This is a genomic window from Methylomagnum ishizawai (genome assembly GCF_900155475.1).
In the GTDB taxonomy this organism is placed as follows: domain Bacteria; phylum Pseudomonadota; class Gammaproteobacteria; order Methylococcales; family Methylococcaceae; genus Methylomagnum; species Methylomagnum ishizawai_A.
Genome location: NZ_FXAM01000003.1, coordinates 207,094 through 232,015 on the forward strand (window position 1 = coordinate 207,094; position 24,922 = coordinate 232,015).

The 24,922-nt window shown below is 66.1% G+C and carries 22 protein-coding genes; all 22 read right to left on the reverse strand.

Translation table 11 applies throughout. The features are described from left to right. Positions 1–8 precede the first annotated feature (8 nt). Entirely contained in the window at positions 9–1,346 is a 1,338-nt protein-coding gene (locus B9N93_RS22925; protein WP_085216706.1) for an ATP-binding protein, read from the reverse strand. Next, complete coding sequence (locus B9N93_RS22930) at positions 1,346–3,121, reverse strand: contractile injection system tape measure protein (RefSeq protein ID WP_085216707.1); 1,776 nt, start codon at positions 3,119–3,121, stop codon at positions 1,346–1,348. Before B9N93_RS22930 ends, B9N93_RS22925 begins: the two co-directional genes overlap by 1 nt. Positions 3,122–3,127: 6 nt before the next feature. Continuing rightward, a complete protein-coding gene (locus B9N93_RS22935; protein ID WP_085216708.1) occupies positions 3,128–6,988 on the reverse strand; it encodes a hypothetical protein in 3,861 nt (1,286 codons plus the stop codon). A gap of 79 nt (positions 6,989–7,067) precedes the next feature. Then, the gene (locus B9N93_RS22940; RefSeq protein WP_085216709.1) at positions 7,068–8,894 is read right to left on the reverse strand and encodes a hypothetical protein; all 1,827 of its coding nucleotides are present in this window, start codon (positions 8,892–8,894) and stop codon (positions 7,068–7,070) included. Positions 8,895–8,919: 25 nt separating this feature from the next. Continuing rightward, complete coding sequence (locus B9N93_RS22945) at positions 8,920–13,350, reverse strand: baseplate J/gp47 family protein (RefSeq protein WP_085216710.1); 4,431 nt, start codon at positions 13,348–13,350, stop codon at positions 8,920–8,922. 15 nt (positions 13,351–13,365) lie between these two features. Continuing rightward, positions 13,366–13,797, reverse strand: a complete 432-nt coding sequence (locus B9N93_RS22950; RefSeq protein WP_085216711.1) for a hypothetical protein — start codon at positions 13,795–13,797, stop codon at positions 13,366–13,368. Further along, entirely contained in the window at positions 13,794–14,204 is a 411-nt protein-coding gene (locus B9N93_RS22955; protein ID WP_085216712.1) for a GPW/gp25 family protein, read from the reverse strand. Before B9N93_RS22955 ends, B9N93_RS22950 begins: the two co-directional genes overlap by 4 nt. 3 nt (positions 14,205–14,207) lie before the next feature. Continuing rightward, positions 14,208–14,390, reverse strand: coding sequence for a hypothetical protein (locus tag B9N93_RS22960; RefSeq protein ID WP_085216713.1), 183 nt, complete (start codon positions 14,388–14,390; stop codon positions 14,208–14,210). Between the two features lie 37 nt (positions 14,391–14,427). Further along, positions 14,428–16,077, reverse strand: a complete 1,650-nt coding sequence (gene vgrG, locus B9N93_RS22965; RefSeq protein WP_085216714.1) for a type VI secretion system tip protein VgrG — start codon at positions 16,075–16,077, stop codon at positions 14,428–14,430. Positions 16,078–16,080: 3 nt separating this feature from the next. Further along, positions 16,081–16,788, reverse strand: a complete 708-nt coding sequence (locus B9N93_RS22970) for a CIS tube protein (RefSeq protein WP_085216715.1) — start codon at positions 16,786–16,788, stop codon at positions 16,081–16,083. Between the two features lies 1 nt (position 16,789). Continuing rightward, a complete protein-coding gene (locus tag B9N93_RS25820; protein ID WP_176225408.1) occupies positions 16,790–16,960 on the reverse strand; it encodes a DUF5908 family protein in 171 nt (56 codons plus the stop codon). Between the two features lie 4 nt (positions 16,961–16,964). Beyond that, positions 16,965–17,426, reverse strand: a complete 462-nt coding sequence (locus B9N93_RS22975; protein WP_085216716.1) for a phage tail protein — start codon at positions 17,424–17,426, stop codon at positions 16,965–16,967. Between the two features lie 20 nt (positions 17,427–17,446). Continuing rightward, positions 17,447–17,926, reverse strand: coding sequence for a phage tail protein (locus tag B9N93_RS22980; protein ID WP_085216717.1), 480 nt, complete (start codon positions 17,924–17,926; stop codon positions 17,447–17,449). Between the two features lie 84 nt (positions 17,927–18,010). Beyond that, on the reverse strand, positions 18,011–18,484 hold the full coding sequence (locus B9N93_RS22985) for a phage tail protein (protein WP_085216718.1): 474 nt from the start codon (positions 18,482–18,484) through the stop codon (positions 18,011–18,013). Positions 18,485–18,526: 42 nt separating this feature from the next. Beyond that, entirely contained in the window at positions 18,527–20,134 is a 1,608-nt protein-coding gene (locus tag B9N93_RS22990; RefSeq protein WP_085216719.1) for a phage tail sheath family protein, read from the reverse strand. Between the two features lie 4 nt (positions 20,135–20,138). Beyond that, positions 20,139–20,912, reverse strand: a complete 774-nt coding sequence (locus tag B9N93_RS22995; RefSeq protein WP_085216720.1) for a hypothetical protein — start codon at positions 20,910–20,912, stop codon at positions 20,139–20,141. After that, a complete protein-coding gene (locus B9N93_RS23000; RefSeq protein WP_085216721.1) occupies positions 20,909–21,517 on the reverse strand; it encodes a Pvc16 family protein in 609 nt (202 codons plus the stop codon). The genes B9N93_RS22995 and B9N93_RS23000 overlap by 4 nt, the downstream gene beginning before the upstream one ends. Positions 21,518–21,978: 461 nt before the next feature. After that, the gene (locus B9N93_RS23005) at positions 21,979–22,260 is read right to left on the reverse strand and encodes a hypothetical protein (RefSeq protein WP_085216722.1); all 282 of its coding nucleotides are present in this window, start codon (positions 22,258–22,260) and stop codon (positions 21,979–21,981) included. A 43-nt stretch (positions 22,261–22,303) separates the two neighbouring features. Next, positions 22,304–22,702 (reverse strand): YybH family protein, encoded by a 399-nt coding sequence (locus B9N93_RS23010; RefSeq protein WP_085216723.1) that lies wholly within the window; start codon positions 22,700–22,702, stop codon positions 22,304–22,306. Between the two features lie 3 nt (positions 22,703–22,705). Further along, entirely contained in the window at positions 22,706–22,870 is a 165-nt protein-coding gene (locus B9N93_RS25825; RefSeq protein ID WP_176225409.1) for a hypothetical protein, read from the reverse strand. Positions 22,871–22,872: 2 nt separating this feature from the next. Continuing rightward, on the reverse strand, positions 22,873–23,358 hold the full coding sequence (locus B9N93_RS23015) for a hypothetical protein (RefSeq protein WP_085216724.1): 486 nt from the start codon (positions 23,356–23,358) through the stop codon (positions 22,873–22,875). After that, on the reverse strand, positions 23,355–24,917 hold the full coding sequence (locus tag B9N93_RS23020; RefSeq protein WP_085216725.1) for a flavin monoamine oxidase family protein: 1,563 nt from the start codon (positions 24,915–24,917) through the stop codon (positions 23,355–23,357). The genes B9N93_RS23015 and B9N93_RS23020 overlap by 4 nt, the downstream gene beginning before the upstream one ends. Between the last annotated feature and the right edge of the window lie 5 nt (positions 24,918–24,922).

Below are 24,922 nucleotides of genomic sequence, written 5' to 3' on the forward strand. Positions count from 1 at the left end.
TTTCAGGGTTAGCCGCCCTTTCTTTCCTTCGCGTATTCCCGCCGGATGCCTTGCTGCACCTCGCCCAGGCTGATGGTTCCGCTGTCGCGGCGCAGGGCTTCCAGGGCGGCGTAACGGATGGCGTTCATGATGGCGCTGCCGGATAGCTCGTGTTCGCGGGCGATTTGGTCGAGGTCGATATCCCGGTCCAGCGCCGCCCGGACCGGGAAGCCCTGCCGCCAGAGCTTCATCCGTTCCTCGGGGCGGGGCAGGGGGAAATAGATCACCGACTCGAAACGGCGCGAGAACGCCTCGTCCAGGTTGTCGCGGAAGTTGGAGGCGAGGATGGCGACCCCGTCGAAGGTTTCCAGGCGCTGCAACAGGAAGGCGGTTTCCTGGTTGGCGTAGCGGTCGTGGGCGTCCTTGGTCTCGCCGCGCTTGCCGAACAAGGCGTCGGCTTCGTCGAAGAACAAAATCCAGCCCTTGTGTTCGGCTTGGTCGAACACCTTGGCGAGGTTTTTTTCGGTTTCGCCGATGTATTTGGAGACCACGGCGGCGAGGTCGATCTTGTAGACGGGATGGCCGGTGGATTGGCCGAGCAGGCAGGCGGTCATGGTTTTGCCGGTGCCGGGCGGGCCATAGAACAGGCTGCGGAAGCCCGGCCTGAGCTTGGCCGCCATGCCCCAGTCGTCCAGCAAGGTGCGGCCATGGCGCAGCCAGGTGTCGATTTCCTCCACCTGTTTGCGGGTGCCGGGGTGCAGCACCAAATCGTCCCAATCCAGCCGGGTCTGGATCAACCGGGCCGGGAAGTCCGCGCCGAAACCGGGTTGATGCGGCTGGCCGGTGGTGAACAAAGCGAGATAATCCGCCGCCAGCCGGAGCGGGGCTTTCAGCAAGGGTTCGCCGGGGCCGGGATCGAGCCTGAAAATATGATGGGCGGAGAAGAAATGTTCCGGGCCGAACAATTCCAGCAGGGCGAACCGCCCGGCCAAGTCCTCCGCCAACAGGAACAGCGCGGTTTCCACCGTCGGCAGGAAATCTCCCGCCGCCCCGTGGATGCCGCCGAATTCGGTGAAGCGGCGGTCGAAGCGCTGGTTTTTCAGGAAAAAGATATCCAAGAGCTGGGGCCGGACCGGCACCGCCAGGGCCAGGGCCAACACCACCCGCTCGGCGAAACCCAGCCGGTAATGGCGGAGGAAACCGGCATAGGGCGAGTCCGAACCGTCCAGGTCGGGCGGGACGCAATCGGTCACGGCGGCGGGGGCCGGTTCCTGGCGGAAGAAGCGCTTGAAGCGGGTATCCAGCAGCCCGGCCAGCCAGGCCATTTCCCGTTCCAGGTCGCGGGCGTTGGCGGCGAGGGCGTCCATCACCATTCCACCCGCAACGGCAGCGGCATCCAAGGCAATTTCACCCAGGCAAAGCCCCAGGGGAAGCGCTCCAACACCAGATCGTAGGTTTCCCGCTCCACCCGCAGCAGCCAAGCGCCGTCGCGCACCGACAGGGCACCGGCCCGCAGCAGGAAGCTTCCCCGGAAGCCTTGGATCGACATATGGTTGAGGATCGGCGCTTGGTCGATGACCGCCGCGAGCAGGTGTTCGCCTTCGGCGGTTTCGGCTTCGGTCAACGCGGTTTCCGGCTCGAACACGGTTTCCAGGTCCAGGCCGCACAGGAGTTTGTTCAAGGGGAGGAGATATTCGGGCGGTTCGGTCAGGCCGCTGGCGAGATAGTGCAGCAGGATCACGCCGCGCTGGCGGGCGGCTGCGTCGCGGAAATCCGCTTCCCGCAACAAGCCGAGCCGATCGAACAAGCTTTTCAGGAAGGGCCAGAGGATCACCAGCCCGGCGTTGTCCAGATAGATCGCCCCGGTCTCGCTGAAACCGGCGGCGGATTCATCCACCAGTCCCGCAGAGGGGCCGGGCGGGCTTGGCGCGGAATGGCGGGCGTCCGGGCCGCCGGGCGGGTCGTCCGCCGGTCGGGGTTGGCGGGAGGGCGGTTCCCGCGGCGGCATAGCGGCGTCTCCCGGCGGGACCGGGTGTCCGGCATGGTTTGCCGGTCGGTCCAGGGATTCCCGGATTTCCCCGTCCATCACTCCCATCGTCGGTTCCACCCGCCCGGATGCTGGCATGGCGCTGGCGGGCAGCTCGGGCCGGACCCGCGCCGGGGCGTTTCCGGTATGAAGCGGTGGAGCCGCGTCGCCCGGTTCCGCCTGGAAATTCCTAGAGGACAGCCCGGTGCTTGGTTCCACAGCAACCGGAGCTTGCGGCGCATCGGCTCCCCAATGGAATTGGGAAACCCGCGGCGATCCGGCCAAGCCGCATTCCTCGGCCAGCGCCGCCGCGACCACCCGCACCGCGCCGGGCGCATCGGTGGACATTTCGACGCAAGCCCGGACCAAGGCCGGATAGGGCATGGCCTGTCGCTGGGCGAGGCGCAGCAACACGCCCCGGCTGAAATCCAGCCGGTCGGCAACGGGCGGCTCGGATAGCACGACGGCGGGCAGCAGGCTTTGCCAGACCTGGCTTCTGAAGGTGGTGGGCGCGGCGGTCGGCAGGTGTAACAAAACCGTGGCCAGCGGCGGAAGGAAACCGCCCAGGGCCGGAGCCGCCAACACCGCCAGGGCGATCAAGGGCCGGTCCTCGAACTGGGCGGCGAGGCGGCGCAGAGCGTTCCGGTCCTGCGCCAATTCCGGCAACCGCCGCGCCAATAGCGCCGGAGCCTCGCGCAATAGCAGGTCCAAGGCGGCCTGGGGCTGGCCGGGCCGGGCCAGATCGGCCCACCAGGGCAGATAGCCTTGCCGCACGAAATGGGTGAACAGTTCCAGCGCCGAGGCCAACCGGGGTGGCGGGTCGCCGGTCGCTTGGCGTTGCAGATGCCCGGCCAGGGCGAGGCGCAGTGCCGCGCCCAGCCGGTCCGGCAAGTCTTGTTCCAGCCGCCCGGCGGCGAGGACTCCCAGGTCCAGTTCCAGCCGGTCGATGCGGTGCAAAAACTCGGGAGCGCCGAGCGCGTCGAAATGCCGTTCCAACCAGGGGCCGAGCCGCTGGAAGAGGGCGCTGGCCCGCTGCTGCAAGGGCCAGGCCTCGTCCAGGTTAGCGACGGTCAGTTCGACCGTCTGCCGCAGGATGGCGTGGCGTTGCCGGCCCATATCCGCCTAAGCCCCGGCCAGCAGGGCGGCGACGCCACGGACGAACACCGTGTCCAGCCCGGTCTGAGCCTTCACCGCCCGGATCGACAGCGTGGCGGCGGGGTCCAGGTCCAGCGGGCAATCCCATTCCGGCGGCGGCGATCCGCCGGTCAAGACCCAATCGACTTCCACCCGCAATTGATCCACGCCCTTGCCCGCTTTATGGAAATACACCGGCAGTCCCAGCACTTCCTGGGTATCGGCGCGGCGGAAGTAATAGAACACCCCGGCCTGGCCGTTCAACACCTGGTAGGTCGCGCCTTGTTGCAGGCCCGTCGCCGCCGCGCCGTCCTTGCGGACCAAGCGCAGGGGGAAGTCGGCATCCTGGCCGGGCCGGACCAGGACCGCCGTGGCCTGGACCAATTGCAGCCGCGAGGGCACCGGGGGCTGGCCGGGCTGGGCGGTATGCGCTTTGAGGGCGGCGACCACCACCAAGGTATCTTCCTTCAGGCCGGCCAGGGGCAGGGCCAAATTCCCGCCGTTGCCGGGCAGGGCCGCGCCGGTCGCCACCGCGTCCGGGGTCGGATTCGGGGGCAGGGCGATACTCGGGGTGGCGAGGCCGGGGATGGGGAAGGCGGCGGTGCCGCCGTCGCGGACGAATTCGCCATCGCGCAGCGGACGGGTCAGCAATTGATAGTTGGCCGAGGTTTGCGTGGCTTTGAGCGCCACCGCCGCCCCGCTCCCATAATCGACCCAGGCCGGGGTGGCGGCCACGGCCAGGGCCGGGTTGGCCCGGACCTTCAAGGGCAGAATGGCGTCCAGCAAGGCTTTCTGGGTTTTTTGTTGATCGCCGGGCTTGAAGGTTTTGAGGGCGAAGACGCGGATATCGGTGTCTTCCTGCATCGTCTGGGTCCGCAAGGCGATGGTATGCGAATCGCCGCGCACCGGGGTTGCACCCGAGATGAATCTCAGCCCGAGCGGAGCCTGGGTGGCGGGGTCTACCACGATGTCGTCCGCCCCTTGGGGATTGGGCAGGAGCCGCACCAAGCGGTAATCCACTCCGGCCTGGCTGGCCTGCACCTCGACCTGGACCGTGCCGCCATAGTCCACGATGCGGGCATCCTGCGGTCCCTGGGCGGTGCCTATGAGCAAGTCGGCATCGACGATGCCTGCGGCGAGGCTCCGGTCCAGGCCGACGCTGATCGGAAACAAGGTGCCATCCTCGTTGGGTTTGGCCGCCGGATTGAACAGCTTCAGGGCCAGGGTTTTGGTCGCCCTCACCCAAAAACCGCCGGACGCGCCGACGGGCGGCGTCAGCCTTAGCCCAGGTTCCTTGCCATCCGCCGCGATGGGCGGGGCGAAGGGCTGACCGTTGGCTTGGAGCAATTCATAGCGGGTATCGAGCCGGCTGTCCGCCACCAGGACGCTGCCATCGGCTTCCGCGACCGCCGCCCAGGTCCAGGTGTGGGTCTTGCTGGCGCGGAGGGCGAAACGGATATCGTCGATGATGGTCGGCGTCGGCAGGTTCAAATCGCCGCCATCGCCATAGTCCTGGATAGTGGGCGAAAAGGGCTGGCCGTCCGGGCCAAGCAATTGGTAAAGGACGCCGGGTTGGCTGGCGAGCAGGCTGATCTGGCCGCGCTGGCCCCAGGCCACGGTGTCGGTGTAGCGCACCGGCAAATCCGCCAGGGGATAGCTCCGGCCCAGACCCAGCCAGTCGGCCACCCGGTTGCGGGCGTCGCGCAGTTCGAAGCCCAGCCGGAGCGCCGCTTCGGGGTCCGGCCCGGTTAGGCCACTCCGCGCCTGTTGCTGGCTGTCCAGCCAAACCCGGCGGGCCGCCTCGAACCCCGTGAATTCTTCTGGTCCCAGCCAGACGGCGTAGGCCGTGAGATGGGCCGGGGTTTCTTCGCGCAGGGTTTGCTCGGTGAAGCGGCGGAAACCGGGATCGGCCCAAGGGCCGTCCGGCCCGCCGGGAAACACCGCGCTGAGTTGCAGCGAATAGGGATCGGCGGCACGGGCATCGGCCAGCAGCGGCCACTCCCGTTGGCCGAGATCGCCCGCGACCGGGCGCAGCAGCAGATGTTCGATCACATGGCAATGCTGCCCAGGATCGGCCGGGTCCAGCCCGAGTTTGAGCCGCAAGCGCCGTTCCAGGCCGGAACCGGGTTCTGAGTCGGGATTCCAGGGCGCGGACAGGTCGTGGCCGGTGCCACGGTCGGCGCTGAGGGCGGGATAACCACGCAGCCAAGCACGCTTGGCCTGGGCCAGCGCCTCGGACCCGTCCCATTGCCGCCGGAATTCGCCGGGGTCGGCGAAGCGCTCGGCGTAGCGGGCCAGCAAATGGTCGAGCAGGCGGTGACGGCGGGCCGGGTCGGCGGGAACGGGAGCCGCCGCCGGGGGATCGAGCAGGAATCCAGGCGCGGCACTGGGGCTTTCAACCGCCAGCCCCAGGTAGTCGAGCCGCCGCTCCTGGGCGGCGACCCGCCAAATATCATCCAACCGGAGGCTGGGATCATCGATATCGGCGGCGAAATAAGTCCGGGATTCGTCGCCGTCGAAGCCAAGCAGGTCGCGCAGATGGGCGAGTTGGGCGAATTGGTTGGCCAGGAGCTGATCGAAAAACAAGAGATAGGCTTGTAACTGGGCGAGTTGCGCCCGTCGCCGGGTATCGGCCTCCGGCGGCAGGCCCAGTTCGCCCAGGCCGTAGATTTCCGGGAACTGGTGTTGGGCCGAATCATAGCGCTCTACCCGCCGGTCGCGGCCCGGTGGCGGGATCAGGTCCAAGGCCTCGGGCCGCGCCGGACGGTAGGTCAGCCCGGCCTGGGCCGCGATATGCCGCCCGGTGGCCGCGGCCCGGTCGAAGCCCACTTCGATCTGTCCGCGTTCCAGGCGTATATCCAGCTGCGCCAGATCGAGTCCGGGGGTTTTGCCGGGTTCCAGCTTCAGCCACCAGGCTTCCCAGCTTGCGCCGTCGCCCAGGGCCAGATGCTTGACCATGCGGACCCCCGCCACGTCCATCAACGCCCGCACGAAGTCGGAAACCCGGAGGGCGGTTTTGCGTTCCAGCGCCGCCAACGCGGCGGCGTCGATGAAGCCTTGTGCCAACGGCGGTCCTTCCATGATCTGGTCGATCCCCAGGCCTTGCGTCCTGCCTTCAGCCAGGGTTTGGAACGGCACCGGCGGCGAGAGCGTGGCGGCGAGCGCGTCGAGGACCGCCGCGTACAGCCGTTCCGGGTCGGCGGCGGGGTCGATTTCAAGGCTGGCCCGGACCTGGATTTTTTGCTCTTCCATCACCTCGAAGGCGACGAAATCCATGCCCAAGGGCCGATGGGCATGCAGGCGGGTGGCAACGGCCTGGACCAGCTCGGCGCTGGGCACGTCCAGCGCCTTGGATTTTTCCAGCAGCACCCGGTACAGCCCGCGCAGGCCCAGCGCTTCCGCGCCGGGTCCGGGCCGCAGCCGTATCCCGCCCCGCCGGGCCGGGTCCGGGACGGGGCCGTCCTCGGCATCGAAATAAGCCGGGGGTTCGGGCGTGTCGATGGCTTCGATCCAGGCGTTCCTGACGCCGCGCACGTCCAACGCCAGCTTGCGGAAATCAGCCAGGGCGACCGGGCGGCAGGAGAGGATGCGGGCCGGGCCGGGCAGGCTGGCATAAGGGTCTTGGCCGCCCTGGGCCAGCAGGTCTTGCAGGGGGAAGCCGCAGCGGTAGTCCAGTTCGGTCAGGGAGTAGCAGTATTGTTCGAGGATGGTGATGCCGGGGTCGTGGGCGTTGAAGTCGGTCCATTGGGAACCGGCCAGCCGTTCCAACTGGCGCAGCCCTTCGCGGCGCAGGGCGGCGTAATCGTTAAGGGACGGTTCTGGCGCTGGTGTGGGGTCGGTCGGATTCATGGCCTGCCTGCGACTTGCCTGGGATGGGATGGTGGTAGCGGCCAGGGTGTGGACCCCGGCCTCCGCGAGCGGGCATGGATTACGGGCTCACCGCCGCGACCCGCGCCGCGAGGCGCTCGATTTGCTGCGCCTGCGCCTTCAAGGCCGCGAACAGGAAACCGGCGTAATCGAGAAAGCTGACGAACTTGCCGGTCTCGTCGAGGATTTCGCCGGGCGATTGTTCGGAAATGACGCCGAGGCGGACCTTGGCGTCGATGCCGGGTGATTTGAAGCGGTAGCGGTAGATCGGGGTCGCCAGCAGCTTGGCGTGCAGGGCTTGGTAATCCGGTTCGGTCAGCGCCTCGACATCTTGTTTGTGTTCGATGGAACTGTTGTTGACGAAGGTGCCGTTGACCTCGAAGCGGTCCCACACCGACACCCGCCGTCCCAGGCCGGCCGATTTGTTGCCGATGATCATCAGGGTTTTGTGGGCGGCGGTGTCGTTGGAAATCTCGGAGACATTGGTCACGCCGTCCGGCAAGCCGCTCCAAGTCCGGGTGAAATAGAGCGGGTTGGAACTGGCCAGCAGCTTGGTGGTGCCGGTGGTGGTATCGACAGTGGAAGCCCAGCCGGCCCCGCTGTTGCCCCAGAAGCCCACTTCGTTGTCGCCGGCCATGCCGATGAAGGCGCGGTCGCTGTTGGGGGTGGATTGGAACAACCAGAGTCCGGCGGTGGCGCCGTTCGGTCCCTGCCGCAGCCGGATGCGGTCGGCCACGTCGAGCTTGAAGGCGGGGACGGTGGTGCCGATGCCGACATTGCCGCCGCCCGCCGGATTGGCGTCGATGGTCATGATGTAGTTGCCTTCGACCGTATCGGCGAAATAGAAACGGCGGTCGCTGTGCATGCCGAAGAGCAAGCCGCCGCCCGGATGGGTGATGGCGGAATGCGCGGCCTGGCTCAGGCGGATGGCCTCGAACCAACCGCCCCAGGTATTGGTGGTGGCGAGGATATCGAGTTTGGCACCGGGGCTGTTGGTGCCGATGCCGACCCCGCCCGAGGGCATCAGCGCGATATGGTCGTCGGGATCGTTGGCGGTCCCGAGTTCCAGGGTGCAGGCTTCCCCGCTGCGCGGGTAATAGCGCAGCCAAGCCGCATCCCCGGTGCCCCCGCCGGGATTTTTCGGGAACAGGACGCCGTTGGCTTCGCTGTTGCCCGAACTGGGGATGAATGCGCCATTGACGCTGACCCCGCCCGCGCCGCTGATCTTGAGGCATTCGGTCGGGGGATTGCTCCCGTTGGCCGCGAACAGGATGCGCAGGTTGTCGTTGGCTTCGTCGCCGAAAACGATGATGGCGTCCTTGCGGTTGGGGCCTTCGTCCTTCAGGCCGACGAACAAGCTGTCGCCGTCCCAGGTGTGAAGGATGCCGTAGCTGTTCTTGAGCCCCCATAGGCCGGTAGCCCCGAATTCGATGTGCTGGCCGAACAACATGGGATTGCCATAGCCCGCGCCCTCGGCCCCGGTCTTGGTGACGATATGCAAGGGCGTGGCGGGTTGCAGGGTGCCGATGCCGATGTTGCCGCTGGCCTGGTCGATGAACAGGCGGCTGCGGCCCTGGCCGTCGCTGATCGAGAACCCGGCGCGGGCGCTGGCCGGGAGGTTGGAATCGGCGAACGGGTTCATTTGCAGGGTCCAGGCCGGGCCGGGATCGGAGAAGCCGCCGTAGAAATTGATCAGCCGTTGCGGGGTGTTGGCGTCGCCCGCCGCCGCGATGGACAAGGGATCGCCGGCCGGTTTGGCGATGCCGTCGTCCTTCTGGTTGAGCATGGCGTCGAGGAGGTCGGCGAAATTGCCCTCGGTGGGGATTTGGTTCTTGCGGAAGAAGGCTTTCAGGGCGAGGCGGTCTTTGGTTTTGATATCCACGGGCATGGCGGCTCTCCGAATGGGGCGGCGGTCAGTTGACGATAAAGTCCAGTTCGATCTTCATGTAGCCGATGCCGGTGAAATCGGCGTCCACGAAACCGGCCTCGGCGATCAGGTCGATCTCGTGCTGGCGGTCGGCCACCAGCACGGCGTCGGGCCGGTCGGCGCGGACCCGGTAGCCGCCACCCTCGTCCGCCACCCGCCGGAAGCCCAGGCCGTCCTCGTCCTTGAACAGCTTGAGTTCGGCCACGTAGTCCACATAGGGCCGCCGTTCCAGGAAGTCGATGATGGCATTGGCGTAGATGCCGCCGCCGATGGTCACGTCGCTCCCCTCGGCGTAGGCCCAGGGCGACAGGAAGCGGTTGAGTTCCTCATTCAACAGGGGCCGGTAATAACCGGGATCGCGGCCCGCCAGGAAGCGCACGGCGAAACGGGTCCGCACCGGCACGTAATGGGCGTTCTTCACCCGCAGGTCCGCCAGCGGCGGCATCCGTTCGCGCAGGAAGGCGGCGATTTCGGCGAGTTGCCCGGCGGTGGCCTTGGGCGCGAACGGGTCGAAGGGGAACCGACCCTGGATATTGGGCACTACCACCACCTCGACCCGGCCCAGTCCGGTGGGGTCGGTGGCGGCGGCGGGGATGCATTTGGCCTTGTAGATGGCGGGGAAGCGTTCCAGCACCAAGCGCTCGTAATCCCACAGCGCCACGGCCCGTTGCTTGTGGCGTAGGCGTTCGCTGACGCGGAGGTCGAACGCGGCCCCGGCCTCATCCGCCGCGCCGCCGAACGAGGAATAGGGCTGCTCGATGGCGGCGATGCCCGGCACCGGGGTGGCGGGTTTGCGGAGGGTGTGGGGCGGGAGCGGCTGGGCCGCGCCTTCCGGGGCGTCGGCGCGGGTGGCGGCGACGGCCTGGGCCAGGATGTCGATGCTGTCGCACAGGCCGTCGGCGGCGCGGGCGACGGCGGCGCGGAGCCAATAAAGCTCCGGCGGTAGCAAGGTGCCGGGCACGGCCGGAGGCAGGCGGAATTGGACGATGCCCGGTTGCAGCAAGCCGGAGGTGCCATCGGCCAGGAGACCACCGCCCAGATCGTGCCATTGATTGCCGGACAGATAGCTCCAGGCCACCGGCGGCGGTTCCAGATCGGGATCGGCGCTGCCCTCGGCCAGTTGGAATAACACGCTGATATCCTGGGGCGCGGCCAGTCCTTCCAAGCCGATATAAAGCTCGCCCTCGAAACCGTAGGACGGCAGGAAGCGGTATAAGCCGGTGTCGGGTTCGGGCTGGATTTCGCTATGGCCGAACACCTGCCAATGGTAGAGACGCTCCGCGCCCAGGCCATAGGCCAAAGGATCGGCGGGGTCCAGGGCGATCTCCACCGAGCTTTGGTAATCCACGCTGAAAGACTTGAGCTTGGGGGTATAAGGCGGATTGATTTGGTAATCGGCGGCATTGGGCGTGCCCTCGCCCGCGATGGCGAGGGCCAGGGCGACCGCCTTGGCGGCGGCAACCGTGGCGTAGTTGCCGTGCTGGAAATCCGGGCTGTTCAGTTCCAACCGGAAATAGCGCGGCCAAGAAGCCGGGCCGTCCGGGCCGGGCGCGGCGTAGTCGCCTGCCAGGCGGGCCGGGACGTTGCACGGGCCGAGCTTGCGCGGGGTATGGGCGTCCTTGGCGTCGAACAAAGCCACCTTGTCTAGCAGCGGGACGGCGAGGCGGTGGTCCACCAAGCTGAGACTGGCGGTGAAGGCGGTATTGGCCGGGGCCGAGGTCCAGGCGGGATAGTTCTGGTAATGCCCGCCCAGGTCGGCGGCGGGCAGCTTCATCCAGGGCAGGTTGAGGCTCAGGTTGTCGAGGCGCTTGCCCGCCAGTTCGGGATGGGTGAACAACAAGGCCGACCCCGCCGCCGGGGACAAGCCGAAAGGCTCGAAGGGCCGGCCCGCCACCAACGCGCCCTCGTCGTTGGCCAGGAGCAAATCGGCAAGGCCCACGACGCCGACCTTGAGCGATACCCGTTCCAGCGCGAGGGCTTGGAACAAGACATAAGGCGCGGCCATCCCGCCGTCCTGCCGCGGTAGCAGCCTGAGCAGCGGCCAGGGACTCGCCCCGTCCACCGGGGCGGCCAGCGCCGGGGCGGAGGCTTTGAACCCTAGGGTCAGGCGCAAGGCTTTATACAGTTTCCCGGTGGTGGGCAGGGGGTAGTCGATGCTTTCGCATTGTAGGGTGTCCGGTGCCACCCAATCCTTACCGCCGCTGATCCCGACTTGGAACGGCGGGGGATCGGGTTGCGGACGCCCCTCCTGCGTCAGCAAGGCGGCGATATCCTTGGCGTTGTAGTTATCGGGCTGGAACACCAAGGTCAATACCACGCTGCGTTCGCCCTGGCTGAGGCGGAGCAAGGGCGAGGCCAGCGCCCAGCCCAGCGGCGGGGCCGGGTCCGTAGCGGGAATCCCGCGCCTTTGCCCGAAAGTGCGCCACCGCGGCGTACCGGCCCCGTCCGCGCTCCGCACCCAGGTGGCATCCGCCGCCGCGTGCAGGCCCAGCCATTCCTCGCGCTGGGCCACGGGGGGACGGCCTTCGCGGTTGCGCCAAGCCAGTTCCAGGCCGGCAATGGCGTCTTGAGCTTCCACCGGTGTCAAAGGCGGTGCTTGCTCGCTCAACAACAGCGCCGCGAGCTTGGCGAACACCTGCGAGCCTTCGCCGCTTTGCGGCCAAACCCTGGCCAATAGGTCCGGCAATTCGGCCACGGGCCGGACGCGCTCGCCCGTCGCCAGCCGCGCCATGGCTTCCAAGGCCGCTTTCTGCGCTTGGCGTAGACCCGCCGGGTCCAGGCCGTCCCGGACCCGTTCCCGCCAGAGGGCGTCCAACTGGGCACGGCGGTCGGCGTAGACCTTGCGGGTATAGGCCGCGGCCAGAATGGCGTAGACGCGCTCCCATTCGGCGGGCGATGGCTTTTGTTTGGGATCGGCCCGCCGCGCCGGTCGCCGGACCCGCGCCAGAAGGTCGAAATCTTCCAAGGGACAGTGGAAATAGGCTTCCACTTGCTCCAAGGCGGCGGCAAAACGGTCCAGGTCGGTGGTACCGGCCTCGGGTTCGAACAGGCCCTTGACCGGGGTGAAATCCAAACCGGCCAGCGCCTTTTGGAAATTCTGGGCGAAGGCGGTGGAAGCCCGGCCATAGGGATTGTCGGGACCGTCATTCAGCAAGCGGTAGCTGGCGTCCCCGCCGCGCCGTTGCGCCGCCGCTTCCAAAAGGCCGTTGACCACGCGCCAATCCGGGTCGATCTCTATCTTTTTCGCCATCATCGCCGCGAATTGTTCCGGGGCGAGGCGGAGCTTGTTGACGATGAAGCTCTGGGCGTCCTGGCTGTCGCGGTGCCAATAAATATCTTCCAGGGACCGCAAACCCTCGGGCAGACTGGCGAAATCGGGGGCTTGGTTGCCCAAGGCCCGCTTGAGGTTGGCCCAGAACTCGGACGAGTCGGGCGGGACGATGGCGAAGGCGGGATTGTTGGTGACGGCCTTGCCGATGCTTTGCAGCGTGGCGTTGATGGCGAGCCAATCGGCCCGCGCGGTTTGGAGGCGGCGGTCCTTGAGACGGACGAGGCTGCGGAATTCCTGGAAATCCAGATAAAACCCACCCTGGGAGCCACCGCCGACGAAGGCCAATAGCCGGTCCAGTTGGTCGAGCAAGGGCGCGTCCGGAACCTGGCCGGTGGCGGGATAGGCGGGCAGGGCGTCGTGGTTGGCCGGGTCGCCATAGACCAGGGCGGCCATGGCCAAGAGCGGGTCGGCTTGGTCGATTTCGCTGGCTTCCCGCGCCTCGCGCAGGCCGATCACCCGCTTGTCCACAAACACCGAGCGCAGGCTTTTCACCCGCGCCCGGTGGACGGTCAAAGCCGTATCGGTGCGGTAGCTCAGGGTCCGGCCCTGCTCGTCCTTGCCCGCTTCGAGCCAGGTACCGGCGGGCAACAGCGCCTGCTCGATCCCCGCCGCGATCCGGGCGATCAAGTGGACATGGTCGGGCCGTCCCGGCCGGGGCGCGAGGCCCAAGACTTGGCGGTAATAGAAATCCAGATGGTCGCGGGTCAGCCGGTTGAGCCGGGCCTGGGCCAGCCCGAGCAAACGCAGGAAGGCCAGCAACAACACCAGATGCGGGCGGCGGTGCGGGCTGGCGGCGTCGTAGGCGTCCGGCTTGGCCAGGAACGCTTCGATGTCGCGCCACAGCGCGGGCAGGTCCGAAGGGTCCAGCCCGGCGGGATTCAGGAAACCCTGCCAATCGCCATCGACGCGGCCATCCAAGCCGCGATAGGCCAGAATCCGGGCGAAGGCGTCGGCGAAGGCCAGCCCATCGGCGGGACCGCGTTCGTCCAGGACGGCGGTTTCCGGGGCGAGGGCGGGCAGGGACCGCCCAGTTTGGCCGGTGCCGTCGCGTTCGAGCGCAAGAGGGGCGGGAAACTGTTCTGGCATGACGCGGCCCAGGGGTTAGCTGCCTTGGAATTTGGCGTTGGTGGTGTTGAACATTCCGCTGCCGCCGCCGTATTGCGGCGTGGCGTCCGGCACCGGCCCGCCGGGCGTGGGTTGTTGGGCCGGACTTTGCACCTCGAATTTGGCGGTGAAGCTGCCGCCCTTGAGCAGCACCGGCTTACCGCCGGTCTGGGTTTTGCGGGCTTTCTGGTTACCGGCCAGGGCGTCGATCTTGAGGGTGCCGGTGCCGGGGATGCTGTATTGCGGGGTCAGATAAGGACAACCCGGCACGGCGAGGTTTTTCTCGTCGCCGTCCACGCAGATTTTTTTGCCGTCCAAGGTGGCGGGACCGGAACCCCGCAGGGTGCCGGGCTGGACCATCACGATGGCCGCGCCGAAATTGGGTAGGAACACCGCGCTATCGCCATCGACCAGGATGAAATCGCTCATGGCCCACCCCGCGCCCCTTCGTCCAGATAGAACGGATACACCAGATTGAAACGCGAGTTGGTGCTGGGCACGCGGTAGACGATCTGGATCGAGACCCAGCCTTCGGTTTCGCCCCGCTCGACCGCCACCGTTTCCACCTGGATGCGCGGCTCGTGGCGCAGCAAGGCGGTCTTGATGGCGGCGGCCAGCGTATTGCCGAGGTCGCGGTCCATCCCGGCGAAGGCGAAACGCCTGAGGTCGCAGCCGAAATCCTCCAGCATCACCCGTTCGCCCTGGGCGGTCGCCAGCAGGATATGAAGGCTTTGCTGGATATCCTCGGTGCCCGAGACCTGCCAGACCTCGCGGCCACCATCGCCGAAGGTCGGCGGGAAATGCCAGCCCCGGCCCAGGAAGGACGGCGCGTCCATGGCCTAGCCGTCCTGGCCCGCGCCGGGGGCCGGGGCGGGGGGTTCCTGGCCGATCTGGGCCGAAGCCTGGGCCTGGATTTTACCGACCAGGGCATAGACCTTGATGAAGGGCAGATTGCCGATACCTTCCAATACGAGGTTGATTTCCGCCGGGGTCAGTTTCAATACGATGTCTTCTTGCGCCATGGGGCCGGGGTCTCCTGGGGAGGTTGTGGGCGCGGGCCTATTTCACATCGACCGCGCTGCCTTGGATTTCCACCTTGCCATCGGCCTGTAGCTTGAGGTCTTTGGCGGTGGCGAGGGTGATGCCGTTCTGGTCGAGGACGATCCGGTTGCCGTGCTGGTCCTCCACCTGGATGGATTTGGCCGCGTCGTCGAGCAGGATTTTGTTGTGGTTGGCGGTCTCGATGGCGAGCTTGGCCTGGCCCCGGTCCTGGTCGTCGAAGGCGATCCGGGTGCCGGATTTGGTGATCCAGCCCTTGAGGTTGTTTTGTTCCGAGACCTGCTCGAAGCCTTCCGGCGGAGTGTGGGCCGAGCCGAACAGGGCACCGATGATGACCGGCAAGCGCGGGTCTTCGTTGAAGAAGCCCAAAACCACCTCGTCGCCCGGTTCGGGGCGGCAGAAAAAGCCCCGGCCCTGGCCCGCGTCGGGAGCGGCCAGCCGCGCCCACAGCGGGGCTTGGCCTTCGCCCAGGGCGGGGACGCGGACCTTGATGCGGAATTCCTGGTCCGGGTCGTCGGCGTAGCCATCGACCACGCCGACATGGAGTCCTCCCACCGGCGGCAACAACCCGGAGGCGCGGCGGGCGGCGACGCCGGGCCGATCGGCGAACCAATCGGCGGCCAATCCCAGTTTCAAATCGGTGATCCAGCCCTGTTCGGTGACGCGGTGCCGCCAGCCGGTCACTTGCGCCTTGCCGTTGAAATGCTTGCCCACGCCTTTGATCTCGATGGCGTCGAGCAGCTTCAGCCCGGCGAAACCCGGCACCGAAATCCGCCCCCGTACCAAGCCCAGGCGGCTGCGGGCCAGGGTGGCGTCGGCCCAGGCCTGAAGTTCCTCCGCGACCACCGGGGCGGGCTGGGTCAGGACGCGGGCCGCGCCGCCCAGGGCGTCCGCCAAGCTTGAAGCATCCAGGTCGCCCGGCGACAGGCTCGCGTCCTGGGCTGGGCTGGCCGTGGTCATGGCTTGGTTCTTGGCGTCCCAGGCGGTGCTGGAGACCTCGCCATACTGGCCTTCGGCCTGGGCTTCCAATGCGAGGGCGAACACCGGGTCGAGGCCGTATTCAAAGGTCCGTACCGGCGTGGCGGGCGGGGCGATCTTGCGCCAGGACACCACGCCGTCCTCGACGCAGACCAGCAGCCCGTTGACATCGGCCCTCGACACCAGGAAATCCCAATCGGTGCAGGCGTATTGGACGATCTCGGGATGGACGGCCTGGGTCGCGGCGATATCGCCCGCCTTCAATCCCGCAGCTTCGAGCATGTTCTTGGCGACGGCGTCGTCGGTTTCCTGGCTGAACACCGCGCTTTTCGGCACCTGGGCCAGTTTGACCGCCGCGTCCTTGAGGGTCACGGTGAGGGTCGAGCCGGTCCGCCCGGCCCCGACCGCCTGCCCCACCACCAGCCCGCCGAACACGGTTTGCTCGGAGCCGGGATCGTTTTCATAGCGCAGTTTGATCGCGATCCGCTTGGCGGGGTCGAAAAAGCCGTCGTCGCTGAGGGCGAATCGCCGTTGCGCGGTGTCGCCGTCCACCAGGACCAGTTCGGCCCAGGGGATGCGGCCCACCTCGCGCAGGATATCGATGGACAGCACCTGCCATGCCGGGTCCATGGTCTGGCCGTCGCTGGTGAGGGTGGCGGTGACGACGCCCATGCGCTAGCGCCCCCCCGCCGTGGGCAAGGGCGGGAACACCAAGTTCATGCCCGGTTGCAGCCGCCGGAACCCGTCCAGGCCGTTGGCCTGCGCCACCCACAGGTAATGGGCCGAGGAGCCATAGACTTCCTTGCATAGCAGCGGCAGGGTATCGCCCGCCCGCACCAAGCGGCTGTGCGAGACATCCGGCGACTTCTTGGCTTCCTTCTTGGCCAGATCGTCGAGGCTCTCGTCCGACACCAGCTTAATATTGAGGGTGGCCCGCAGCGGCGAGCCATCGCGGTCGAACTGGGTGTACTGCACATCGACCGAACCTAAACGGCAGCGGAACTCGAAATCCCCCCATTTCGCCAGCAGATAATTGGGCTCGTGGATATCGCCGTTCATCTCGAAGGCGAGCGCGAGGAAATCCTTGATCCGCTGGGACACCGGGGGTTGCGGCAATAGTTGGGCGAGACCCATCGAACTGACGCCGGTGCCGTCCAGCACCAAGCCCAGGTTCAAATCCGCGGGTTTGCTATAGGCGTAGTTCAAGGGCTTGCCAGAGCTATCCATGCCCTGGTGCTTGCTGTAGAGGATTTCGTATTTCTGGGTGAAGGACTCGGGGTTGAACATGGCCTCGAACCGGCCCAGTGCGGGCGGCTGGCGGGCGCGGTCCTTGAAGGCCAGGATCGTGAGTTTTTCCAGCTTAAACAGATCGCCCAGACCCATGTCAGCGCTCCTCGGCTTGCTTGAGGACTTTCAACACCTGGCGGACGCATGCCTCGACCAGGGCTTCGGTATCGATGGCGGAAGGCCCGGCGGGGTCGGAAGCCGGTTCGGATTTGGCCTTGGCGTCGTCCACCACGGCGCGGATGATGAGTTCGCGGATTTCGATGGGCATGGCGTCAAATCCTCAGGGCCTGCATCCGTTGATAGGCCAGTTCCAGGGTTTCGACCACGACGCTGTTGCTGTCGGCGTCGAGGCTGGACACCGTCCATTTGACCGGATAAGCGTTGATGAACAACCAACTGCCGACCGGCACGCCCGCCTCGTCCAGCAGCGAGACCAGAACGTTGGACGGCGCGAATTTGAACAAGGACATGGCGATATTGAACTCGACCACCAGGGGCGAGCCGACCATGAGGCCGCGTTCCAACACCAGGTTCTCGTACTGCACCCGCTCCGGCAGTTTCTGCGAATAGAGGTTCTGCCCGCCTTCGTTGAGGGCGCGGGTAGCGACCGTGGAGCCGATCCCGGACACCTTCTTGAACCGGAAATCGATGGGATTGGGGATCGCGCCCCCGGCGAAGAAGAACACGCCGAAGCGGAAGCCGAGCGGCGGGGCGGAGTTGGCGAAGGCGGACATGGTCGGGACTCGCGCTCGGGTTAGGGGTGGTACTCGACCTGGAGCCGGGCGGCGACCAGTTCCATGCTGGCGACCGCGACCTCGTTGCCCGCCGCCGAGAACACCGGGGCATCGAGCTTGACCGGCATGGCGGCGGCGGCGGTCCAACGGATAACCGGCTGGCCGGTTTCGTCGCACAGGTCGATGATGACATCGCGCTTGGCCCCGCCCGAACCGGGTTCGCGGTAGCTTTGTTCCAACCAGCGTTGCAGGTAGTCGCCGTTCCGCGCCAAGCCCTTTTTCAGGGTCAGGGCGATGGGCTTGGGCATGCCGGGAATGATCTGGAAACCCATGGCGAAGCTGAAGCCATCGCGGTAGGTCACGGGGTCGTAGCCCATGCCCAGCCCCGACACCTCGGAAAACCCCACGGTCTCGGCCCCACCGGCGTCCAGGATCGTCACCCGGTAGTTGTAGGCGGGCAGCGGGTAGCCGGTTTTGATGCTGGCTGGGCTATCGGGCATGGGTTGGGACTCCAAGGTTCGATTGGGCGTAGGGTGGGGCAGGTACCCATGCCCACCGCCTCGGACCATCGCTGTGGAAATGCGCTAGGCGGCTTCGATCAACACGCCGTCGCCGGTCAGTTGTAGGCTCTCGATGGCCGCGTCGTTAGAATTGGCGACGAAGCCGGGTGCGTCCAACTGGGTCGGGAAGGCATTGACGATCTTCCAGCTGATGACCGCCGCGCCCTGCTCGTCGCACAGGCGCACATAGACATCCTTCTTCTCGACCTGGTTGGTCTGGATGCCGCCGATCCATTGGAACAAGGTGGTGATGCTGTCGCCGCGCACCACGCCCTTCTTCAAAGTCACCTTCACCTCGCCCGATTGGGCCGGCATGATCATCTTGCGCGGCCCGGCGGCCCCGCCCTGGGTCGGGCTTTCCTTGTAGGTGGTGGTGGTGTAGGAGACGTTCAGTCCCGTCACCTCGGAAAAACCCACCGCCTTGCCATTGATCTCGACCTTGTAGTTGTAGGCCGGCAAGGGGTAGGCGTTCTTGATGTCGTTTTTGGTCAGGGCCATGGCGTTTGCCTATCGATGTTGGGGTGGGTCGGGCGTGGAACTTCAGGCTTCCTGCATCTTGTGGTAGAAGCGCAGGATGATGAATTCGGCGGGCCGCACCGCCGCCACGCCGATTTCGACGATCATCCGGCCTTCCAGCACGTCCTGCGCGGTCATGGTCTTGCCCAGCCCGACCTGGACGAAATACGCCTGCTCGGGCTTGGCCCCGGCCAGGGCGCCTTGTTCCCACAAGCCGTAGAGATAGCTGTCGATCATGGCCTTGACCTTGAGCCAGGTGGTGGCATCGTTCGGCTCGAACACCGCGAAGCCGGTGGCTTTGCGGGTGGATTCCTCGATGGTGATGAACAAGCGCCGCACCGGCACATAGCGCCATTCGTTGTCGTTGCCGGCCAGGGTCCGCGCGCCCCAGACCAAGGTGCCCTTGCCGGTGAAATCGCGGATGGCGTTGATGGATTTGCCGCTGTCATCGACGTTGAGCCGGCCCTGGTCGTCGTTGGAAATCTTGGCGACCGGCCCGACGATGGCGGAAACGCTGACATTGGCCGGCGCCTTCCACACCCCGCGCTCGCCATCGACCCTGGCGTAGATACCGGCCAGGGCGGGACTGGGCGGCAAAACCACCCGTTGCCCGGCCAGCGCGGCCTTGGTTTGGTTATAAAGCGCCGTGTTGCTGTTCTTGATGGCGGTCAGGCTTTGCTGGACGGCGGCGAGGGCGGTCGCCGCCAGCGCCGCCAGCTTGGACGAGCCGTCGCCCTTGGCGGCGAGGTCGAAACCGCCGCAGTTCTGGGTCCAGGCTTTCCAAGCGGTGGCGGCATCGGTGCCGGTGGTGTCCTTGCCGGAGGGGAGACTGAGGGTCAGGGTGCCGGATTCGGTGTTGGCGTCGAAGGCGATGGCGCTGGCATTGGCCGCCGCGACGATCTTGAGCTTGGCCGGACCGCCCCTGGAATAGGTCACGACGATGCCGTTATCGGCGCTGGCCCAGCGCTGCGGCCAGGACACCTGAACATCGTCTTCCTGATATTGGTAGTTCAGCACGCTTTGCAGATAGGGATGGTAGGCGGCCCCGTAGGACAGATAGGCGGTGCCGACCCCGTTCCTGAAATCGGCGATATCGGTCCTGATGTCCGGTTTGTCCCTGGGCACGTCGAGGACCGAGAAGCGGTCGCCGAGCTTGCCGCACTGGGCCAGCGCCGCCTGGGCCAGGGCGTAGTAATCGGTTTTGGGCAGGTTCACGGCGTCGAGCAACACGATCAGGGTCGGTTCGTCCTCCTGTTCCAACGCCGCCAAACCCTTCTCGAAATCGGCGCGGGCCGGGGTGGCCCCGTAATTGCCGACCGACACCACGTAGCACGGCCCACCGCCGTTGCGGAAATACAGGCCCATCCCGTAATACAGCAGAAAATTGTTGCTGGCCGCGTCGGTGCGGACCACGTCGATGCCGCCATCGGCGTTGGGGGTGGCTTTGAACTTGGCGGGATTGGCCCGGCCGAACAGGGCTTCGTATTCCAGCAAGTTGGCGACGCGGGCGACACCCGAACCTTGTTCCGTATAGCCGAAAAAGGCAGGCACCGCCGTTGCCACCGGGGCCACGGAGGGCGGCAGGGTGGGAATCTCTTCGACCCAGACGCCGGGGGTAGTATAGGTAGGCATGGTGTTAAACCTTGGTCAATGTGGTGTTGCTCAGGTATTTGACGATTTGAAAAATGGCATCGACAGTCCCCCCGCTGGCGGGGATTCCGGTTTGGAAGTAATTGCGCCAGGAGGGATTGGGTAGGTTTTCAATGACGGTATTCCCTCCAAGCTGTAACCGGATATGGGGCAAGCCCGATTCCCGGCAGGGAACCAACCGTTCGGATACGAACCGCTGGCATTCCGCGCCGGGATATTGGACGGCGAGCGCCTGGGCAACCCGGTCGTCGTCGGCATCGGCCCGCTGCCAGGCGATGAGCGCGGGGTCCGGCGAGGCGATGGCGAATTCCCCGGCCTGGTCGGTGACCACGTAGTACACCCACAGCACCGGCCTGGCGGCAAAGGCCAGGACCACGGCACTCCCACCGACCTGGTTGAAATCACGGCGGATGGTGAGCTTGGCGTAGCAGCCCGCCTGCGGCCCGGCGGGCGGGTCGATGCGGTAATCGCCGCCGTTGGCGGGCAGGGCTGGATCGGTGAACCAAGGCAGGCCGGGGTTATCGAGGCGTAGCGCGAACGCCAGGGCGGCATCGGGCGGGAAGGCGATCTTGGGTTTACCGTCGCCGCCGGTTTCCACATAGATATCGCCGCCGTCGGGCCGGGGCTTGAACAGGCAGCGGTGGTTGCGGAGCAAGGCCACGCTGTCCGCGTCCGCCTCCAGGGCGAAATCCCCGCAACGCTGATCGCTGTAGTAGCCATGGCGCAGGTCGATGCCGAACAGCTTGGCGTGGGCGCTCATGTCAAACCCCGCCGGATGAGTTCGCCGACCGGGGCACCGGGCGGGGCCGCGTCCTGGTCCTGGAAGGTGAGCGTCCGCACCTTGTAGACCACCGAGGGCAGGTAACCGGTCCGCAACAAGCCCCATAATTCGTTTTCCTGCTGGGTGGTCAGGGAGACGAAGTCGAGCGCCAATTCGGCAATGCCCGCATCCAAGCCCGGCGTGTTTTGGTGGTTGAACACCTTGTTGCCCTGGAAAAACCGGACGACCTGCGACAGATATTGCAGCGCCTGTGCATAATCCTTGAACTTCGACACAAACAAGACATAGAGGTTGAGGCTAATATCCGGTTGCACCCGCTGGGCGACCCCTTGCGGCGACAGGCGGACATAAGCATCGCCTTGGCGCAAGGCCGTTTCCTGCTCGATGCGGTACAGCAAAACCGTGATCGCGCCGGTTTTGAACGAGGCCGAATCGGTTTTTTGGTCGCCGTCCGGGAACACCACCTTTGCCTCCGTGCCGGCCCCGGCAGATTCCGGGGACAACGCCAGCAGATGGCTGTCCAGCTGATTCTTCAGTAGCGTAAGCGCATCGCCAATCACCGCCGCATGACCTCCCCAACCCATAACCGTCTAAAAAACCGTAATAACTGAATCATTTTTCAGTCACTAATTATCATTGATGGGTTATTGTTAGCCTACCGGTTTGCCTTGGCAATCTTTTTCGGACATTTTTGTCGAAAATTTGAAAAGAGTCACAAAAAGATATGTCTTATATAAGATTTATTTTCAAATTTATGTCCATTTTATGCGAGACATTGATAAGATGTAGTTCCGGGTATTCCGTCCAACTCCAACTTGCCGGCATGGCTTGGGCGCATCGGGGCGGAGACTTGGGCGGGTCGGGGAGGGTGATTACGCGGGTCCGGCGGGAACGAACGGGCGCATGGAGCCGCCCCTGCGGTCGATCCGGCGGGAGGTAAGCTAGGACGGGTAGCGGCGGAGTTCGCCGGATGGTGGAAAAGCGGGGGGAGTAGGGTCCACCACGCCCCGCGCAGGATTGGCAGGGCGTGGCTTGTGAAGGGGGGTTAGGGATTCACGCCAAGCTGGATATCCACGTCCCGGCTCAGCCAGCCCACCGTGACCGCCCGGAACGCCGCCTCCTCGGCCTCGTCCCAGACCACGCACAGCAGGGCTTCCTCGCGGGTGATGAGTTCGTCCTGTTTAAGCTTGGCCAGGGCGTTGGCGCACTCCAGGGGATCGGCCTTGTTCTTCTCGAAGATTTCCTGGGCGCGTTGGACGCCATGGGCGATTTCCTCGGCGTTGGCGAGTTCGGCGTGCTGGCCGTGGATGTAGAGCGTTCTTTGCATGGGGATCACCGGGGTCGGATGGGGGAATGGGGTCCGCGTCGGCTTATTGCAGTGCCGGGGAAGCCTGGGTCTCGGGCGGCGGCGGATTGGCGCAATGGGAAGCATGGTGCTGGACCATGCGGATCGCGCCCTCCTCCATCATGTAGGTATTGGCGGCCAGGAGCAAACCGCCCTGGATTTCCTCGTAGCACACCACCGTGGCCACCTCGCCATACGTGAACACCCGCGCATGGTGCGGCACGACCGGGCCGGTGGCGGGATTCAGGAGGATGCGCCGCCAGCTTTCCATGATGGCGGGGCGCTCGGTCAGGGCCGGCCAGCCGGGATGCACGCACAGGACCGGCCAGGACTTCGCCCACAGGGTCGCGATGGCGGCGAAATCGCGCTGGGAAAAAGCGTGGTAGAAGGCTTCGTTGACGAACAAGACGGCGTTCGGGTCCATCGTTCACTCGTTCATGTCCGGGAACAGGATGGCCTCGTCGGGCAGGGGCGGGGCGTTCTTCTGGATGTGAACGCCCGCCACCAGGGCATAGCCTTCGTCGCCTTCGTACAAGACCACGGCCTCGGGCGGCAATTCCCGCAGGGCGGCGATGAGTTGGGCCACCGTCATGGCTAGAGGTCGTCGGCGATGACTTCGAGCGCGATGAGCTGCTCGCGCAGGGCGATATGCGCGTAGAAGCCCTCGCGGCCCTGGTACAAGGGGTCTTTGTACAAAGCCGTTTCGGCGGCCTGGTCCGACAGGTAGATGCGGCAGGACGCCAGCCCGTCGGAGGCGGCAGCGGCATAGGCTTCCAACACCTCGACCGGCTCGACCTCCCAGGAGCCGGGTTCGTCCAAGAGATAATCGGCCCGGTACCAGGGCGTGTCCCAACCGTGCTGCTCGGCGCGGGCGAAGATGTCCGGGGCGGCGGCGCGGGCGTCCGGGGCGTCCGGGTCCAGGCCCAGCGCTTCCAATTGCTCGCGCGGGCTTTGCGCCAGGAAGATTGTGCGCGGGTCGCCGACCTTGCCGGCCCGGACCTTGCGCTCGAAATCGTCGGCGTTGAAGGCGAACCAAGCCGCGGGCTTGCCGGTGTGGGGGATTTCGACAACGTAGATCATGCGTCCACCAAGCGTAGGTTCGGGGGCGTCGCGGGCAACAGCCGGTCGTTCACGGCCAGGGCGAACTCGCGCCAGGCCGCGTTCAAATCGCGGCGGATGGTTTGCACATAGGCCGCGTCGGGCGAATGCTCGACCGGGAAATTCGACAAGGCGCAGGACGCCTGGTTGAACTTCACGGCGGCTTCGATCAGCGCCTCGTTGAAACCCATGAACGGTGTCAACAACGGCGGCGTCAGGTCGGAACGGCCATTGACCACGGCCACGTCCCGGCTGTCCAGGGCCAAGCCATCCAATTCCACCAAGGCTTCGCGGTAGAGCCCCTCGACGGTTTCCAGCAGGGAACGCTGGGTGAGCTGGTCGCGCTGCTGGCTGGCAAGGTTGTGGTTGAGGTGCTTTTGGTAGCGGTCCAGCGCCCCGGCCCTTTGGGTGGCGACCCAGGCGGAGAAGCGCTCCACCGGCTCGCGGTTGGACTCGGTGGGCAGAGCGGGCAATTGTTCTTGCAAACGGTGCGCGGCTTCCAACGCGCCTTCCAGATAACCGCCGCCGTAGCGGGCGGTTTCCGAAGACCCGAACAACAGCTTCCCGGCCCAATACGGACGGGTCAGGCGCGGATTGGCGTATTCGGGGTGTTGATCCGGGCGTTCCAGGTCCAGGGTGGCGCAGGTGTGGGGTTCCGCCGCCCAATCCTGGTAGTGGAATTCGCCGGTTTCGGCCTCGTTGCCGAAGAATTGCACCAACTGGCTCTGGACCAGCATCGGCATCCCGTCCTTGAAAGCCGCGCGGTTCTGCGGCGACAAGGCCACAAAGCCACCCAGGGCCGCTTGGTCGGGTTCGGCCCCGCAGGCGTCGAATAATTCGCCCAGCGCGGCTTGCTCGTGGCGGGCGAAACCATTGCCGGATTTCCCGGCCTCGCGCCAGAAGGCTTTGGGATAGGCGACCACGGCCTTGGCCTCGCCCGCCATCCAGGTCGGGGTTTCCTGGAGGGCGGCGCGGGCGTCCTCGCCCAGGGGCGGTTCGAAGGCGATGCGCTCCTCGACCACCCGCGGCGGGATCGCCAGTACCACCCGGCGGGCTTCGACCACCGTGGTGGCATCACCCGCCTGGAAATGCAAGGCGACATGGTCGCCCCGGTCTTCCAGCCGGGCGAGGACGTGCCCGGCTTTGATCCGTTCCGGGGGAACCGGGGCGGCGACGGCGTCGATCAAAGCGGCTATGCCGCCCGCCACGCGCCGGGCACCGTTATGGACCGGATCGGAGCCTAGCGATTCGATCTTGCCATCGGCTTCCTTGAGGCCCAAGACCTCGCCGCCGTCATGCTGGGGAAAGCTGGACAAGCCCAGTTCGGCCACCCAGTGGGCCATGCGCGGATGGATATCCGGCCAGAACCAGGTTGGTCCCAGGTCCAGCGCCGTCCCGGCGGTCGCCGAGGGCACCGATAGCACCCGGCCACCCAAACGGTCGCGGGCCTCGAACAGGACGTAATCGCGCCCCTTGCTTTCCAAACCGCGGGCCAGCGCCAAACCGCACAGCCCGCCACCTACAATGGCCGTATCCAGCATGATTC

Bases quoted from the DNA above. Each gene is read 5' to 3' on its own strand.
- B9N93_RS22925 (WP_085216706.1), bottom strand. From the start codon at position 1,346: ATGGACGCCCTCGCCGCCAACGCCCGCGACCTGGAACGGGAAATGGCC.
- B9N93_RS22930 (WP_085216707.1), bottom strand. From the start codon at position 3,121: ATGGGCCGGCAACGCCACGCCATCCTGCGGCAGACGGTCGAACTGACC.
- B9N93_RS22935 (WP_085216708.1), bottom strand. From the start codon at position 6,988: ATGAATCCGACCGACCCCACACCAGCGCCAGAACCGTCCCTTAACGAT.
- B9N93_RS22940 (WP_085216709.1), bottom strand. From the start codon at position 8,894: ATGCCCGTGGATATCAAAACCAAAGACCGCCTCGCCCTGAAAGCCTTC.
- B9N93_RS22945 (WP_085216710.1), bottom strand. From the start codon at position 13,350: ATGCCAGAACAGTTTCCCGCCCCTCTTGCGCTCGAACGCGACGGCACC.
- B9N93_RS22950 (WP_085216711.1), bottom strand. From the start codon at position 13,797: ATGAGCGATTTCATCCTGGTCGATGGCGATAGCGCGGTGTTCCTACCC.
- B9N93_RS22955 (WP_085216712.1), bottom strand. From the start codon at position 14,204: ATGGACGCGCCGTCCTTCCTGGGCCGGGGCTGGCATTTCCCGCCGACC.
- B9N93_RS22960 (WP_085216713.1), bottom strand. From the start codon at position 14,390: ATGGCGCAAGAAGACATCGTATTGAAACTGACCCCGGCGGAAATCAAC.
- vgrG (WP_085216714.1), bottom strand. From the start codon at position 16,077: ATGGGCGTCGTCACCGCCACCCTCACCAGCGACGGCCAGACCATGGAC.
- B9N93_RS22970 (WP_085216715.1), bottom strand. From the start codon at position 16,788: ATGGGTCTGGGCGATCTGTTTAAGCTGGAAAAACTCACGATCCTGGCC.
- B9N93_RS25820 (WP_176225408.1), bottom strand. From the start codon at position 16,960: ATGCCCATCGAAATCCGCGAACTCATCATCCGCGCCGTGGTGGACGAC.
- B9N93_RS22975 (WP_085216716.1), bottom strand. From the start codon at position 17,426: ATGTCCGCCTTCGCCAACTCCGCCCCGCCGCTCGGCTTCCGCTTCGGC.
- B9N93_RS22980 (WP_085216717.1), bottom strand. From the start codon at position 17,926: ATGCCCGATAGCCCAGCCAGCATCAAAACCGGCTACCCGCTGCCCGCC.
- B9N93_RS22985 (WP_085216718.1), bottom strand. From the start codon at position 18,484: ATGGCCCTGACCAAAAACGACATCAAGAACGCCTACCCCTTGCCGGCC.
- B9N93_RS22990 (WP_085216719.1), bottom strand. From the start codon at position 20,134: ATGCCTACCTATACTACCCCCGGCGTCTGGGTCGAAGAGATTCCCACC.
- B9N93_RS22995 (WP_085216720.1), bottom strand. From the start codon at position 20,912: ATGAGCGCCCACGCCAAGCTGTTCGGCATCGACCTGCGCCATGGCTAC.
- B9N93_RS23000 (WP_085216721.1), bottom strand. From the start codon at position 21,517: ATGGGTTGGGGAGGTCATGCGGCGGTGATTGGCGATGCGCTTACGCTA.
- B9N93_RS23005 (WP_085216722.1), bottom strand. From the start codon at position 22,260: ATGCAAAGAACGCTCTACATCCACGGCCAGCACGCCGAACTCGCCAAC.
- B9N93_RS23010 (WP_085216723.1), bottom strand. From the start codon at position 22,702: ATGGACCCGAACGCCGTCTTGTTCGTCAACGAAGCCTTCTACCACGCT.
- B9N93_RS25825 (WP_176225409.1), bottom strand. From the start codon at position 22,870: ATGACGGTGGCCCAACTCATCGCCGCCCTGCGGGAATTGCCGCCCGAG.
- B9N93_RS23015 (WP_085216724.1), bottom strand. From the start codon at position 23,358: ATGATCTACGTTGTCGAAATCCCCCACACCGGCAAGCCCGCGGCTTGG.
- B9N93_RS23020 (WP_085216725.1), bottom strand. From the start codon at position 24,917: ATGCTGGATACGGCCATTGTAGGTGGCGGGCTGTGCGGTTTGGCGCTG.